The 16422-nt window shown below is 45.6% G+C and carries 9 protein-coding genes; 5 read left to right on the top strand and 4 right to left on the bottom strand.

The features are described 5' to 3' along the window. Positions 1–14: 14 nt before the first annotated feature. A complete protein-coding gene (locus GTQ48_RS09885; RefSeq protein WP_163106538.1) occupies positions 15–938 on the bottom strand; it encodes a LysR family transcriptional regulator in 924 nt (307 codons plus the stop codon). Between the two features lie 289 nt (positions 939–1227). On the opposite strand from GTQ48_RS09885, the gene GTQ48_RS09880 reads away from it, so the two are divergent. Further along, positions 1228–2448, top strand: coding sequence for an acyl-CoA dehydrogenase family protein (locus tag GTQ48_RS09880; protein ID WP_163106537.1), 1221 nt, complete (start codon positions 1228–1230; stop codon positions 2446–2448). Between the two features lie 192 nt (positions 2449–2640). On the opposite strand, the gene GTQ48_RS09875 is transcribed toward GTQ48_RS09880, so the two are convergent. Beyond that, the gene (locus tag GTQ48_RS09875) at positions 2641–5367 is read right to left on the bottom strand and encodes a TonB-dependent receptor plug domain-containing protein (protein WP_338023310.1); all 2727 of its coding nucleotides are present in this window, start codon (positions 5365–5367) and stop codon (positions 2641–2643) included. Positions 5368–5882: 515 nt separating this feature from the next. Between GTQ48_RS09875 and GTQ48_RS09870 the strand changes: the two genes are divergently transcribed. From GTQ48_RS09870 to GTQ48_RS09855, 4 genes are all read left to right on the top strand, one after another. Next, on the top strand, positions 5883–6455 hold the full coding sequence (locus GTQ48_RS09870; protein ID WP_163106536.1) for an outer membrane beta-barrel protein: 573 nt from the start codon (positions 5883–5885) through the stop codon (positions 6453–6455). Positions 6456–6686: 231 nt separating this feature from the next. Further along, positions 6687–10358: an ExeM/NucH family extracellular endonuclease gene (locus GTQ48_RS09865; RefSeq protein WP_163106535.1), complete on the top strand. Its 3672-nt coding sequence runs from the start codon at positions 6687–6689 to the stop codon at positions 10356–10358. Positions 10359–10390: 32 nt separating this feature from the next. Further along, positions 10391–10954, top strand: a complete 564-nt coding sequence (locus tag GTQ48_RS09860; protein ID WP_163106534.1) for a PEP-CTERM sorting domain-containing protein — start codon at positions 10391–10393, stop codon at positions 10952–10954. Positions 10955–11229: 275 nt separating this feature from the next. Next, positions 11230–12444, top strand: coding sequence for an alanine racemase (locus GTQ48_RS09855; protein ID WP_203565183.1), 1215 nt, complete (start codon positions 11230–11232; stop codon positions 12442–12444). A gap of 12 nt (positions 12445–12456) precedes the next feature. Here the strand turns inward: GTQ48_RS09855 and GTQ48_RS09850 are convergent, their stop codons facing one another. Together GTQ48_RS09850 and GTQ48_RS09845 are read right to left on the bottom strand one after the other, a co-directional pair. Continuing rightward, entirely contained in the window at positions 12457–13830 is a 1374-nt protein-coding gene (locus GTQ48_RS09850) for an alpha/beta hydrolase family protein (RefSeq protein WP_203565182.1), read from the bottom strand. A 195-nt stretch (positions 13831–14025) separates the two neighbouring features. Next, a complete protein-coding gene (locus GTQ48_RS09845; RefSeq protein WP_163106533.1) occupies positions 14026–16407 on the bottom strand; it encodes a TonB-dependent receptor in 2382 nt (793 codons plus the stop codon). Between the last annotated feature and the right edge of the window lie 15 nt (positions 16408–16422).

Here is a 16422-nt window from a genome sequence, read left to right as displayed (position 1 = left end):
CATGCTAGCAAAATTTATCTGGTAAGACCAGATTCGGCGAACAACTGTAGCATCAACCCTTTTAACCACATAAGCCCCGGCTCACTCTCGTGCTGACTATGCCAATATAAATGAGTTTCTAGCGCAGGCAACCCATAAGGTAGCGGCGCAGATATAAGTTTGTCGTCTGATATTGCCACTGCCACAGAGCCCGGCAGCGTAAGTATAGCGTTAGTACACGCTACCACATCGGCAGCAGCACGGTAATTTTGGCAGCGCCACAGCGAGGGCCTATTGACTCCAAGCTGCTGTAACGCAATTTCTTCTACCGAGGCCCCTTTCGCGCGATTAGACACAGTAATATGCCTAGCCTCAAGATAGTGTTTTTTGTCTAGTTGATTAATCAGCGGATTGTTGCGATTTATTAATACACGATAGTTATCTCGGCGCAGCATGCTATGAGATATGGGCTTTGGCACAGCACGGCCAATATCAATGGCCAAATGTAAACTGCGATTGCTTAAATCAGCTTCCATAGTATCGCGCTGTAAGCGTGTACTTACTATTTCTATGTTTGGTGCTGCTCTCTCAAGCTGGCTAAGCAAAGTGGGCAACACACCTAACTCTAAAGACTCTTGCATAGCAATAACAAAACGCTGATGACTTAAAGCGGGGTCGAAATGGTTAAACTGCTCTAGCGCACTGCGTATTTGGGTAAGGGCATGCAATATATCGGGGGCAAGTCGCTCGCATGCGGCCGTAGGTAACATATGCTGCTTTTCTCGCACAAACAGTGGGTCGCCTAGCAACTCCCTAAACCTGCGCATGGCGTGACTGACAGCAGAAGGCGTAATATGCAGAGTTTCAGCAACACGAGACATATTACGCTGCTGCCACAGGGCTTCGAACACTTTCAATAAATTTAAATCGAGTTTCTCAAACTGCCTGGTATCAATCATTTTATGCATACCCTTCTTGTTAATGCTTTTTTTACACACTCTGATGAGCTGTAAACGACCACACCAATAATGCATTTCAGTAAACCACACTATGAACGAAATTCACACATCACTGGTATTATATTTCATTTCATTCAAAATCATTCTTCTACTAAGCTAGGTGTTATCAACAATTAATCGTAATGGTTAATTACGCCAGAGTTTGAGCACGTTGAGCCGCACAGTTGGGTTTTTAGCAGCACAAGCGCGGCAACATTGCAGTGTAATATTTAGCTTAATAAGGGTACCCATGGACTTTTCACATAACGACAAAACCAACGCTTTGCTAGAAAAGCTCGATGCGTTTATTGCCGAGCATATCGAGCCTATCGAAAATGAGGTGTACGACTTTCACCACAAAGAAAATAATCACAGCGATTGGAAAAGCTGGAAGCTGCACCCTAAAACCGAAGAGCTTAAAAAGAAAGCTCGCGATGCTGGGCTAGCCAACCTCTTTTTGCCTGATGACAAATTAGGGAAAGGGTTAACCACCCTTGAATACGCCCCAATGGCAGAGCGCATGGGTAAGTTTTTATTCGCGCCAGAAATTTTTAACTGTAATGCCCCCGACACGGGCAATATGGAAGTGCTTTACCATTTTGGTAATGACGAACAAAAAGCCCAGTGGTTAACGCCGCTACTTGCAGGTGAAATTCGCTCTGTGTTTGGCATGACCGAACCAGATGTGGCCTCTTCTGATGCAACCAATATGGCCGCTACCATTATTGAAGATGGCGATGACGTAGTTATTAATGGCAAGAAATGGTGGTCGACAGGACTTGGGCATCCTAATGCAGCCTTTACTATATTCATGGGCTTATCTAACCCTGACAACGACAGACACAGCCGCCATAGCATGGTGATAGTGCCTCTTGATACCAAGGGAATTACGATTAAACGCATGCTAGATGCCTATGGTGATTTTGATGCGCCATATGGTCATGGCGAAATGCACTTTGATAACGTACGCGTAAGCAAAGCCAACGTGATCACCGGGCTAGGTAAAGGGTTTGCCATAGCGCAGGGACGCTTAGGTCCAGGCCGAATTCACCACTGCATGCGCGCCATTGGTATGGCAGAAAAGTCCCTTGAACTTGCCCTTAAACGAGGCCACGAGCGTGTGGCATTTGGTAAGCCTATTATTAAGTTAGGCGGTAACTTAGAGAGAGTTGCCGATGCGCGAATGGCTATTGAGCAGGCCCGCTTACTCACACTGCATGCTGCATGGAAAATTGATAATTTAGGCGTTAAGCATGCCATGACTGAAATTTCAGCCATTAAAGTCGTCGTGCCAAACATGCTTCAAGACGTTGTAGATATGGCGCTGCAGTTACACGGTGGCGCAGGTATGTGTAGCGACTTCCCGCTAGCGCGTTTTGCCGCTGGGGCTCGTGCACTGCGTTTAGCCGACGGACCAGATGAAGTGCATAAAGGCATGGTGTCTCGATTAGAGCTTAAGAAATATCAGTAAGTAATTAAGCGCGTGCTGATCTGATTTGTATTGTGCTAATTCATGTAGATTTTGGCCACACGCTCTAGTAACCCATAAATAAAAAATGCCGCTTTCCGGTGCCTCACTATGAGAGCACAAGAAAGCGGCATTGTTGTATGTGGCTGCTAGCAGCCACATTATCAGTACTGAAATGCTTTTTAAGTAAAGCGTTTAGTACGTGTAGCGTGCTTGTACGTAGTACGAACCACCGTTGAAACCAAACGGGCTAGCTTCAGAGTAAAGCTGACCTAAGCTTCCCGCGCTTGGGTTTTCATCTGGGTAAGTGTCGAATAAGTTGTTAGCGCCCACTACCAAATCAAGGTTTTCGCTGTACGAGTACACGGCCTCAACATCAACTAGTACCGTTGCACCAATACCGTTAACACCGTTACCAGTATCATCCCAACCACCGTAGTAATTAGCGCGCACTAGCGTTCTGAAGTCGCCTTGGGTGTGTGTCCACGAAACGTTACCACGTAAGTTAGGTAGTAAGTCTTCAATGGCAGCAACACGGCCTTCACCAATTGGGTTAAGCGTACCAACATCGTCCACTTCGGTTTCGTTGTAGTTAGCCGCTAATGTTAGGCGTGAACTACCGCCCCATGCATCAAAGCTGTAGTTACCAACCACGTCGATACCGCGCGTAGTGGTGTCAAAGCTGTTAGAGAAGAATCTGAACTGAGATAAGTCGTCTAAGCCAATGAAGTTTTGTCGATCGATGATGCCAGAAGAATCAAGCTCTGTTAGCGCCTCAGATACAGACGCGTAGCTTGTACCGCCACCTGCAAAGTTAAGCGCGTCAAGGAAGTCTACGTTAGCACCAAGTGCTACGCGGTTTTCAAGCTCGATATTGTAAAAATCGACTGTCCAGCTCATGTCTGCAACGTCTACAGAGAAACCGACAGAGAAGTTTTTCGCTTCCTCTGGGCCTAAGTCTGGACGACCGTTACCCTGGCTCTCAATGAAATCAGCGGCTAGCTGACCCGCGGCCGATGACAGAGGCAATGTACCTTGGTCGATAAGCACGCCATTCACGTTCTGTGTAGTTACGTTTGTAATATTCGCCTGACCCGCTGTTGGTGCGTGGAAGCCCGTTGAATAAGCACTGCGAATTCGGAAGTCGTCGGTTACGTGGAAAATACCCGCCAGTTTAAAGTCGGTAGTATCACCAAACTCGCTGAAATCTTCGCGGCGGACTGCAGCTTGTAGAGTCAGTGACTCTGTAACGTCAGCTTCTAAGTCTAAGTAAAACGCTGTACTGTCTTGTGAAGCACTGGTGTCACTTGGGAAACCACCAAAGCCGTTCGAGCTTGATGAAAACCCTTGGCTTGCCAATGGGCCTAACGCAAATGAAGCGGCATCACCAGCAAACAGGTCAAACTCTTCTTCGCGGTATTCAGCACCAAAGGCTACGTTTAAATCTGATTCAAAACCAACGTCTATGCCATACACAAAGTTAAGGTTAAACAAGGTTTCAGTTTGCTCTTGACCACCCGGGTTAAAGTCGCGCGGCGTATCAGGACCTAACGATGCATTAATTGTGTTGTTAATGAAGAAGTCAGTTCGGTTAGAACCGCGCTGTGCGCTAACGTCGTAATAAAGACCCGTACCCACTTCTAGGTCGCCACGTAAACCAACCGTGAACGCCATGTCTTCGTTTTCACCACCAAAGCGTGGCACAAAGCCCAATGGAATTGTTTCGATAAACGAGAAACAGTTGTCATCGGCTTGAACTTGCTGAAGGAACGTTGGGTCTGGAAAAACGTTACCGTTTCCGCCAATTGGGATACCTGCAATACAGCTTCCGCCTACCCCTACTCCGTCTAAGTCGCCAACAAGCACTGAGTGTACACCGTTCTCATCTTCCATGCCTGTGAGTGGGTCAACTAATGGGCCAGCGTAAACACCACCACGCTGGCTGCCTTCGGTTACCGGGTTACGATAGAAGAAACCGCCAGTAACCGTACGCTGACCGTAGTTACCAAAAAGGTAAACCTCGGCGGCATCACTAAACTCATACCCAGAGTTAATGAACACTTTTACATCGTCTTCAACATCGGGCTGACCCCAGTACTGAGGCACTTCGTCTGTATACGCGTTAATGGTAGAGAAGTCTGACTGTGCTAAGTATCCCGCATCAACCATAGCCGCAACATCGTTGCGTACTACCGAGCGGATAGTCCCTTCTACGTCGCGAATTTCACCAGTTACGTTGACAAAACCGCTATCGCCTAAAGAGAAACCCGCGTTAGCAGAAATAGTGTAGTTGTCTCCGTCGCCTTCATAGGTAGAACCATAGTTAGCGCGAAGCTCGAAACCTTCGTCGTCATCGCGAAGCAGGAAGTTAAGCACACCGGCAATGGCATCAGAACCATACTGTGATGATGCACCGTCGCGCAGAACTTCAACCTGCTTTAACGCAAGTGACGGTATAGCTGAAATGTCGACACCTTGTGCCCCATCAGAAATACCACCACCTAAAAATGAGATAATTGAGCCACGGTGTCTACGCTTGCCGTTAACCAACACCAGTACGTTATCAGGAGATAAGCCTCGCATGTTGGCAGGACGCACGATGGTTGCCGCGTCGCTTATTGGCTGAGTGTTTACATCAAACGACGGTACGTTGGTGCGAAGCATGTCTTGTACGTCAGAAGATGAGTTTTGACGAAACTCGTCACCACTGATCACATCAACAGGTACCGGAGAATCTGCCGCAGAACGGTTAGTCATGCGCGTACCGGTAACAATAATATTCTCAAAACTTTCTGCTTCTTCTTCCGCTTCCTGTGCCAATGCAGGAGCAGAAAGTGCGGCAAATAATGGTATAGAGCCAGCTAGCAGCGCTGAGGTTATACGATTAAGTTTACGACCTTTTGTGAAGTTACTTTGGTTCACTGTGTGTCTCCTTCAAGACATGTTGTTTGTATAGATATTATTTTTATTATGTTTTGTGATATTCAAAATGACGCGGTGAGGTGAAATCTCACCCTGTGCACTTTTGATGCTACAATAATGCGCCTTATTAGTACAAACATTTCGTTATTTCGACCTTTTAGCACTACTCATCACTATTAACCCTATATAAAATTACTACTTTAGGATAATGCTTTCTCACCAAATGATAACAAAAGGGCAACAAGCTGATTAAATAATGAGCTACACTTTTACACTTAGTTAACAAGAAAAACGATTAAGTATTTTCGTTATTAGTAGAAAAAGTAGTTCGTTTAACATGGTAGGTTGGGTTTGCTTCTTAGCAAAAAATTGTGTCAGAAATTACATCTCGTAACATATAAGCGCCTGAAAAAAGTAGATTAATTCCTTATAAAGCGTATATTTCCACGCTGCCTGGTCCTGAACTCGAATTCGGGGTTCCCAACCACAGGCACTCAACATTAAGGAATGATTAAATGAAAAAACTAATTCTTGCTGCCGCACTTAGTGCAGTATCTGCAGCCTCTTTCGCAGCTGCTCCTGCTTGGGATTTTGTCCAAGCCAGCTATGTAATGACCGATTTTGATGATGCTGATTTAAACTATGAGCCTGATGGCTTTAGCATTTCAGCATCAAAACTAGTGACAGACGACGTGTTTGTTACCGGTAGCTATTCAATGCAAAACGACGATATCTTTGGCACTGAAGTAGACTTCGATAGATTGTCACTCGGTTTAGGCTATCGCTATGCCCTATCAAACAAAACAGACCTTTACGGTATTGTTAGCTATGAAGATGTTGAAATATCAGGAAGTGGTGAGTCTGAAAGCGAAGACGGGTATGGCTTAACAGCCGGTGCTCGCTCTATGGTAATGGACAACATAGAACTTCGCGGTGCCGTGAAATATATTGATACTGACAGTGGCAGCGACACATCGCTACTCATTGGTGGCGACTACTTCTTCTCTCCTGCCTTTGCTGTAGGCGTTAGCTATGAAACTTCAGACGACCTAAGTACGTTTGGATTGAATGCACGTTATAACTTTTAATGTGATGTAGCCCCTATATGGCGTAAATTTTTACATTATTATAGTTGTTGGCGCTAATGATAAAGCCGGGTAGGTAAATTCCATACCCGGCTTTTTTTATTTTATTTTTTTGCTTACTTGCTCCTAAAAATGCTGTCATCAGTCTGTCACAGAAGTAGTTAAATATGATGCGACAAAATCTTGACACCATAAGAACCAAAAAACTGGCGTATCAATGTCTGGGGAGACAAAATGAAAGCAATGATAGCAGCAGCTATGTCTGTTGCATTAGCATCAGCAGCACAAGCTACAACTGTGTTTATAAATGAAATTCACTATGATAACACTGGTGGTGATACAGGCGAGTTTGTGGAAATCGCAGCGCCTGCCGGAACTGATCTTACCGGTTGGTCTGTCGTTTTTTATAACGGAAGTAATGGCACAACTTACGGTACGCAAGCACTGTCTGGAGTGATAGGCGATCAAGCTGCTGGCTATGGCTTTGCTACAGTCAATCGTTCTGGTATCCAAAATGGCTCACCCGATGGGCTGGCACTGGTTGATGCGACAGGTAACGTGGTTCAATTTTTAAGCTATGAGGGCCAGTTAACAGCGACTAACGGTGTAGCCATCGGAATGACAAGCGCTGATATTGGTGTTTCAGAGCCTGGCTCAACCGCTATCGGTGATTCATTGCAGCTTTCGGGCTCTGGCACGACCTATAGTGACTTTGTTTGGCAATCACCAGCGACAGCAACTCCTGGCACTTCTAATAATGACCAAGCTTTTGGTGGCGTAGTTGTAGACAATGCGCCAACGGTTGTATCGACCACCCCCGCTGATGGCGACACAAACGTAGCGATTGACGCAGCAATTTCTTTCCGCTTTAGTGAAAACGTTGCAATAAGCGCTATCAATTCAATTGAATGTTCTAGCGACGTTGCTATTCAAGGTACGCTGTCGGGTGAGGGAGCAACGTATACGGTTATTCCTGATTCTAACTTCGCATCTGCAGATGAATGCTCATTCACAATAAGCGCAGAGGATGTGTTTGATTTGGACGGCGAGCCAGACACGCTAGCAGAAGACATCATGATTTCTTTTAGCGTAATTGATGAGTCTGTCACCGCTCCTTTGTTGGTTAATGAAATACACGCCGACCCTGCATCTGGTGATGCAGGCGATGCAAATGGCGATGGCACACGAAATTTCTCAGACGATGAATTTGTAGAGATTGTTAATAACGGCGAACAAGCCTTTGACCTAACTGGGTGGGAACTTAGCGATGGTGCACAAGTTCGTCATGTTTTCCCAAGCGGTTCAAGTGTTGAAGCGGGCTGTGCGCTGGTGGTATTCGGCGCTAACGCACCAAACGATGGTTTAGCAGGCGCGCTTGTTCAGGCGGCATCAACCGGAGCCCTTGGCTTGAACAACAGTGGTGACACTATTACGTTAAGTAACGGTGCCATTGTTGTCGAGCAGACTTATGGCTCTGCTGGCGGTGACAATCAGTCACTCACACGTGACCCAGACATTACTGGCGAAGTCTTCGTTAAGCATAGCGTTGCGACTGGTTCTGAAGGCGCACTTTATTCGCCGGGAACTAGAATAAATGGAAGTAACTTTGCAGGCTGTAGTGTGCCAGATGTGGCGCCAACTATCGTTGATGTTACGCCAGCTGATCAAGCTACGTTAATCAGTGTTGATACTGCAGTCACCGTCACGTTCAGCGAAAATGTTAGTCTTGGTGATTTGCCATCACTTAACTGCACAATTTCAGGTGAAGTATTACTTAACGGTCAGTTAGATGGTACCGCCCTCACGCTGACACCAGAAACAGAATTGGCAGACGGTGAAACGTGCACGTTGCTGGTATCGGCTGATCAAGTCAGTGATGTTGACGGGCGAGTAGATGCATTGGCTGCTGATTTCTCAAGTTCTTTCACTACAGTAGAAGCATTATCTTGTGATGCGAACAGCTCCTTTACACCAATTGCCACCATTCAGGGTAACGCTAGCGAAAGCCCGATATCAGGCCAGGATGTATTGGTAAAAGCAGTGGTAACCTCTGTTTTACCTGAGCTGAATGGTTTTGTTGTGCAACAGCTAGTAGCAGACGAAGACGGTAACCCTGAAACATCAGAAGGGGTGTATGTTCAAAATACTAACTTCACGTTACCTAGCGTCGGTGAACTAGTATTAGTAAATGGTAACGTGTCAGAGAGATTTGGTCGTACGCAACTGAGCTTACTTGCGGAAACAACGCCTTGCGAAGAAGAAGTAGCTGCAATAAAACCTACGTCGTTGAGCTTGCCTGTAGAGTCTTTAAGTGTGCTTGAATCACTTGAAGGAATGCTAGTTAACTTTTCTGCACCGCTAACGGTAAGTGATAACTTTGGTTTGGGTCGCTTTGGTCGAGTAACATTGTCAAACGGTCGTATATTCAACCCGAATAATATCTTTGAGCCTGGTACAACTGACAATCTTGAATTGGCTGCGCAAAATCGATTGAACCGCATCATTCTTGATGACGGTAGCGACAACCAAAACCCTGCTGTTGTGCCATTCCCTACTGGTAATTTGTCAGCCTCAAACACCTTACGTTTAGGCGATACGGTATCATCACTAACGGGTGTGCTTGATTTTACACGTGGTGAATACATGATTTATGCGACTGCTGAGCCAACGTTCGTTGCCTCAAACCCTCGTTCAGAAGCACCTGATTTAGCGCCTGGAAACCTTTCAGTAGCCAGTCTGAATGTTCTGAACTTCTTCAACAACATCGACAGTGGTCCAGATATTTGTGGTCCAGCAGGAAACGATGATTGTCGCGGAGCAGACGATAACGGTACAGATAGCGCTGGAAGAACAGAGTTTGAACGCCAGACTCTCAAAACTGTTGCCGCCATTGCGTCAATGAACGCCGATATCGTGGGCTTAATGGAAATTGAAAACAACGGATTTGGTGAAGGTAGTGCAATTGCTGAGCTTGTCGATGCGGTAAATGCAGAATTAGGTGAAGACGCCTACGCAATTGTTGACCCTGGCACAACGGTCGGTACTGATGCGATTACCGTCGCGCTTATTTATAAGCCTGATGTCGTTTCATTGAGCGGCGCGTTACGTATTCTTGATAGCAGTAACTCGATCATCGATGAAGATGGTCCTTTATTTAACGACCGTCGCAATCGTCCGTCGCTCATTCAAAAATTCGCATTAAACGCAAACGGCGAAGAAGTGGTGGTAAGTGTTAATCACCTTAAGTCTAAAGGTTCAAGCTGTGGTGCGGGTGACGACGATAATGAAACTGGTCAGGGAAGCTGCAACTTAACTCGTACGCGTGCTGCTCAAGCGTTAACAGCGTTTATTGCAAATGAGTTTGTTGATACACCGGCTTTGATTATTGGCGATTTAAATGCGTATGCAAAAGAAGATCCTATCCGTGCAATTTTAGCCGAAGGGTACACCGATTTAGCAAATGAATTTGGCGGCGCGAATGCATATTCGTACACCTTTGGCGGCGAGCTGGGGTACTTGGACCATGCGCTTGCCAATGACATTCTAATTGATAGCGTTGTAGACACTACCGAATGGCACATTAACGCTGATGAGCCTATTGTATTGGATTACAACCTTAACTTTAAATCAGCCTCGCAGATTGATAGCTGGTATGCACCTGATGCATATCGCATGTCAGACCATGACCCCGTTATCGTGTCACTGAAGCTTGAAGCTCAAGCGTTACGTGGAGACTGGGATAAAGACGGTGATGTTGATATTAACGATGTGCGTGGCTTCATGATGGCTATTCGCACACGTCAGTCGATTAGCGACGATTTTGACCTCAATAAAGACGGTAAATTCAATATTATCGATGTTCAAACAATGATGACTTTATGCTCGCGCACCCGTTGCGCGGCATAAGGGCAAAAACTTAAAAGCAGTAGGAAGATAACATGAAAAAGATTTTAGCTAGCTTATTTTTATTCGTGACAATGCAGGCAAATGCATCGTTAATTTCATTATCTGTAAGCGACAACGATATTGATGTTGGCGAAACCGTTACTGTCTCGGTCATTGCTGATATGACCGAAGCCTTTACTGGTTTTCAGCTTCAACTTGAATTTGACAAAACGATATTTGGTTTCGTTGATGGAACGTTTAGCAGCGACTTAACAGCATTGTCTGATTTAGCCTTTTTATCTGGTGATGAAAGCTATGGTTTTAGCATTGACTTTGCCAACTTTTCTGAAGTTTTGGCAGGCGAATACACCGTATTAGAAATTGAATTACTTGGACGTAAGAATGCCATAGGTTCAACTATCGGTTTTGGTACTGTCGCTGCATCTTTTCTTGACTTCTTTACGTCTGAGGTCAGAGAAGTCAACATTGCTACTGACGCTGGCACTGTTCCGGCATCAGTGAATGTTAATAATGCAGTTGACGTTCCTGCGCCAGCATCATTAGGTTTAATGGCAATGGCTATCGCCGGACTAGTAAGCGTGCGCCGTAAGGCCTAAGCCAAACCGTTTCAAGAAAAATTTACAAAAGCCGCGGTTTGAGTCATTCATGCTGCGGCTTTTTTGTTCAGTTTACAAGCCACTTGCCACTATCACATCATCGAACTTTCTCGATTAAGTCTCTGAACATTGTAAACCTTATCAGTAATCACTCCTTCAATGAGGTGACTATCAAATATAGAGTGATGCACATTTTAATGATTCTAGTTATTGGTTGAAAATAATTGCTTGCTTCGGTAAATACACTCGAAACCTGAGTACTAGTGCATTACTGTATGCAGTATCTAAATTATTGTGTGGCGCTTATGCATTTTACTCCAACCAACATTGAAGACTTACCTACACCCTGCTGCTTGATAGACAAAGCCAAAATGCAGCGCAACATTGCTCGGTTATCTGCACATATTGGTAATTTGCAATGCACTCTACGTCCTCACGTTAAAACCCATAAGTCGATTGAAGTAACTCAGACCATTATTGATGCTGGCAACGTTAAGGGCATTACGGTTTCAACGCTAAAAGAAGCCGACTATTTCTTTAAACACGGCATGGACGATATTTTGTATGCGGTAGGTATTACACCAAACAAAATAGCCCACGTGGCACAACTTATTCAGCAAGGTTGTGACCTAACGGTTGTCATCGATAATGAGGATATGCTGTCACTTATCTTTGAGAAAATGGCACAGCACAACTGCGTATTTAAGGTCATTATTGAGCTAGATACCGATGGGCATCGCTCTGGCGTAAACCCTCACACTGACACACTTATTTCCATTGCTAAACACATCAGCAATAGTGCTCATGCAAAGTTTGAAGGGGTGATGACCCATGCTGGCGAGTCTTATGCTTGCTTTACTGAAAAAGCAAAGCAAGACATGGCGGCACAAGAGCGCGACCTGACTCTACATGCTGTTAAACGTTTGTTTGAAGAGGGAATACATTGTAATACGGTGTCTATTGGCTCTACCCCTACCGCATTTGCCGTTGACCAACTCGACGGCATCACCGAAGTGCGCGCCGGCGTGTACGTATTTTTCGACCTTGTTATGGCAGGATTAGGCGTATGCGACGTAGACGATATTGCTATGTCGGTACTGGGCACGGTAATAGGTCATCAGAAAGACAAAGGCTGGGTAATAACCGATGCTGGCTGGATGGCCATGTCGAGAGACCGCGGCACCGCCGATCACGTTCAGGATTATGGCTATGGGCTAGTTGCCCCTTCAAGTAGCCACAATACGCGCTACATCATGAGCGACGCGAATCAAGAGCACGGCATTATTACTGCAGCTTCAAACGCAAGCCCCGAAACGCCGTCGGAAAGCCAATCAAAAAGCACTGACGGTATTTTCACTCACTTCCCAGCAGCCAAAGCCGTAGAAATTCTCCCAAATCATGCATGCGCCACTGCCGCGCAATACAGCCATTATTACGTGGTAGAAAATGGCGTTGCCGTGGACAAATGGCATTCGGTTACAGGCTGGTGAGTGGACTTACGGTTAGTCTTGCGGCTTTAACCATTCAAATTTCAAACCTTTAGCCGTTCGATTTTTAAAACCAGTCCAGTGTGTATGTTCTGGCTTTTCCTCACCACTTTGATCTGTGGCCCATTTGCCCTCATTCGAAGACGGCACCAGGTCTAAGTAATCTTGCATTTCAGTATTCTTTTTTAGGTACTTACCTAGCCAAGCCGTTGTAAAGTGCTGCGCAATATTGTTCATTCTGGCGCTTTCCCACACCGAGTCGGTATAGTGCACACTCACGTTAATTCCGAGGTCTTCGTTGAAATAAAAGCTTTCTTCAGGCGCGGGCATTGGCGCACCCGCACTATGATTAGCATTTTCATAGGTAAGTAAGGCTCGCTCGGTATTCTTCGCATTTTGCCAAAGCGCTCTTACGCCATTTTCGTATCCAGAAACATCGTCAACAGACCCTGCAACAAACAGCATGGGTACGTCTATGTCGGCTAAACCTTGCTCATTCCAAACGTTATAATTCATTCCCCACGGGGCAAACGCGATAACAGTTTTAATTCTTGAGTCGGGCCGCTTGGCTTGAGAAGTTGAAGCCTGTTGATACATGCTTAATAAACCAGAAGGCACCATATTGTTAGATTCGGCTGCTTGCTTGGTCATTCCTGCGCCACTCATAATTACTGCGCCGTAACCACCCATCGAGTATCCGATAATGGCTGTGTTTTGCGTATCAACCATGTTGTGCAAGAAAGAGTCTGAAGTTTCGCTGAGCCTTTCAATTTCATCGAGCACGAAGCCTTGGTCGAGGGGGCGATTAACGAGCGTCGATTTGAAAGCATTTAACGTGCGATAGGTTGAGTCGGTATGATCAATGGAGGCAACCACATAGCCTTTTGATGCCAAGTTCTCGCCCAAATGAGACATTAAATAGCGGTTACCAGGATAACCATGAGAGATAATAACGAAGGGATAGGCTTGGTCGCTTTGCGTAGGGCTCGCGTCGCGCATTGCCTTGCCATGAAGACTAATTTTGGTTTTACCATCGCGTAAATAAGTAGTTTGCACCCTACTGCCAGTTGCATCTTCAGCCGCTGGATACCAAAGCTCTACCGTAAGCGGCCTGTCGTATTTTGGAAGTGAGGGCGCATCGGAGCCACTAGAGTTAACACCCGATGAATCAAGCTGGGCTGTATCAATACTTACAACATCAATCTGATTAGGATTAATAAGTTTAAGTGTGCGCACGCCCACGTTGTATTGACCATATTTTGCTAATTCGGGCGCATCGGGTCGTTGAGTATCAATTCTATTTTCGCCGTTGGCACTTGTGGTTAATCCCAACAACACAAACAGGGAAGTCATTACTGTGGCAAAGCTAGATGGGTACAAGTTTTTCATTTTATGCCCTTTGCTATAAAGCATGAGTGTGGAATAGGTTGTCTTTAATAGGCTATTTGTTACAGGCGAACTGTCGTATTGCATGCCTAATTGATTGCGCGTACTAAATAATACGTGAAAAGTAATACACTTAAGCTACAAACAAAAAAGCCAGCGGCAATTACATCACCGCTGGCTTATGCTTTTTTGCTAATCTTAGTATCTTAGGCGAGCTTGAATACCAAAGTACCTGTCTGCATCGCGAGGAATTTGATATCGGAAGTTGTCACCGCTGTAGGTAGTAACAAAACTTTCGTCGGTCAGGTTTTTACCAATTAGCGATATACGAACGTCATCATCGTTAAACGAGAACGCCAGGCTTGCGTTAACAATGCCATAGTCAGGCAATAAGGCTTCAGGGTTTGTCTCAGCCGTTGTACCTGGGCCACCTGCGAATATTTCGTCGGTGTAAACGTAAGAGCCGTTTAAGTAAACGTTCATATTGTCAAGTTCCCAAACGTATTCACCGCTTAGAGAGTATTTCAAATCTGGTGAGAATGGTAAGTCGGCACCCGATCTGCCGTCGCAGGTGTCTAAGCCTACTGGACATCTAAACTCATCAACAGTCGCATCAACGGTAGCCATTCCACCGAATAAGCTAAATTGGTCGCTTACTTGCCAAATAAAGTCAACTTCTGCACCTTCGGTAATAATAGACCCGGCGTTAGTTAAACGAGTAATGAAAACACCGTCTAACAATTCTGGGTTATTAGCTTGGAAACCGTCAATTTCTGTGCGGAACACTGCCGCATTAAATACGAAGTCGCGGCTGGCGTATTTGTAGCCTAGCTCGTAAGCGTCAGAGGTTTCTGGGCCAATAGGAAGCGTATCGTTTGGCGCCATATTGTAAAACACGTTAAACGCAGGGCCTTTATAACCTTGCGAGAAGGTAAAATAAGCCATGCTGTTGTCGTTAATGTCGTACTGCACGCCTAGCTTACCCGACAAATCAGTTTCGTCTGTCTCTCCGTCGAAGTCTGTATCAAAGCCACGAACACCTACACCCGTTCTTGCATACTCATCGTTACTGCGACGGTTATGAGAAAAGCTCACTTCATCTTTTGTATAACGCAAACCGAATAGTAAGCGTAAGTCGTCGTTTATGTGGTACTTACCGTCAGCAAATACGGCGTAGTTTAGAAACTCAGTTTCCATAAAGGCAGTTGCGCTAACAATATCGTTTGATAAACAGCTTAGCGACTCGTCTTCAATAAACTGGTTAACTTGTTCTTCGCTAGGGTTTTCAACACCTAATGTGCCGCTTAAATACGCACTAATTGCCGCAGGGAATTGTCCGTTGTTGTTTTGACAGCTCGCCTCTCGCGTAAAGCTACGGTTAGACTTTTGTTGCCACCAGAACACACCGCCTTGATATTCAAGTGCGTTGCCTAAAGGTGAAGCAATACGGAATTCTTGCGATACTTGGTTCCAGTCTTGAGGACCGATGTCATGTAGCTGAAACGGCACGCCAAATACAGGCAGCGGTGCGTCTCCGGCAGTAGAGGTGAAATCGCCTTCACGGAATTCCGTGTTCGACCAATCGCGATACGCGGTAATAGAGGTAAATTGGTGATCGCCAATCATAGTGTCGAACTGCATCGAGAACGCAGTATGTTCATCGATGGTACGCGTTTCAAAGTCGTGATCGACTTGGCGTTGGCTTAAGTCCAAGTCGCCCACACCAGTGCTATCGGGTGAGGCCTCTGACTGGTGACGACCGCTTGGCGTTAGCTCTAAATCTGCGCAACAGTCATCGTTTGACTTCATATTTTCAAATATGAAAAGCATTTCGGTATCGTCTGAAATACTATAATCGAGCATGGCGCGAACGCCTTCTCTGTCGTAACCGTTAACCGTCTCGTTATTGAAAACGTTTTCAATATAACCGTCGAAACCCGATTTCATTACCGTAATGCTGCCACTAGCGTCTTCGTTTAAGGCGCCGTGCATACTGCCTCTTAGCCGATATTCATTACCTTGAAACAACGTGGCTTCTAGCATTCCACCAAACTCATCCTGCGGACGCTTAGTGGTAATATTTACGACACCGGCCGATGCGTTTTTACCAAACAATGTACCTTGTGGACCGCGTAGAACCTCAATTCTTTGTAGGTCGTACAAGTCCATAAATGCTTGACCAGAACGCCCAAGAACAACACCATCTACAACGGTAGATACGCTTGGCTCAGCCGCAATACTAAAGGAGATAGTACCTACACCACGAACCGTAATTGCCGAGTTTCGGGTTGTGTTACCTTTTCGAAAGCTTACAGAAGGCACCAACGCTTGGAGGCCTTCAATGTTGTTAGCGAAGGCTGCGTTAATTTGATCTTCACGCAAAACAGACACTGCAACAGGAATATCACTGATACTCTCCACACGCTTTTGCGACGTTACTACAATTTTCTCGAGTGATCGTTCATCAATAGGCTCTTCGGCCTGTTGATTTTCTTGCGCATAGCCATGTGCACTAACGAGTAATCCAGATGTCATGGCGAGCGTTACCGCCCGACTAACAATAGACCTTCTTGTATTCATGTTGTTCTCCAAGGG

It is taken from the genome of Alteromonas genovensis (assembly GCF_010500895.1).
GTDB classification, from domain to species: domain Bacteria; phylum Pseudomonadota; class Gammaproteobacteria; order Enterobacterales; family Alteromonadaceae; genus Alteromonas; species Alteromonas genovensis.
This window is presented reverse-complemented; position numbering and strand designations above follow the sequence as displayed.

Excerpts from the sequence above, each read along its gene's own strand:
- GTQ48_RS09850 (WP_203565182.1), bottom strand. The coding sequence starts at position 13,830 with ATGAAAAACTTGTACCCATCTAGCTTTGCCACAGTAATGACTTCCCTG.
- GTQ48_RS09880 (WP_163106537.1), top strand. The coding sequence starts at position 1,228 with ATGGACTTTTCACATAACGACAAAACCAACGCTTTGCTAGAAAAGCTC.
- GTQ48_RS09885 (WP_163106538.1), bottom strand. The coding sequence starts at position 938 with ATGATTGATACCAGGCAGTTTGAGAAACTCGATTTAAATTTATTGAAA.
- GTQ48_RS09855 (WP_203565183.1), top strand. The coding sequence starts at position 11,230 with ATGCAGTATCTAAATTATTGTGTGGCGCTTATGCATTTTACTCCAACC.
- GTQ48_RS09865 (WP_163106535.1), top strand. The coding sequence starts at position 6,687 with ATGAAAGCAATGATAGCAGCAGCTATGTCTGTTGCATTAGCATCAGCA.
- GTQ48_RS09860 (WP_163106534.1), top strand. The coding sequence starts at position 10,391 with ATGAAAAAGATTTTAGCTAGCTTATTTTTATTCGTGACAATGCAGGCA.
- GTQ48_RS09870 (WP_163106536.1), top strand. The coding sequence starts at position 5,883 with ATGAAAAAACTAATTCTTGCTGCCGCACTTAGTGCAGTATCTGCAGCC.
- GTQ48_RS09845 (WP_163106533.1), bottom strand. The coding sequence starts at position 16,407 with ATGAATACAAGAAGGTCTATTGTTAGTCGGGCGGTAACGCTCGCCATG.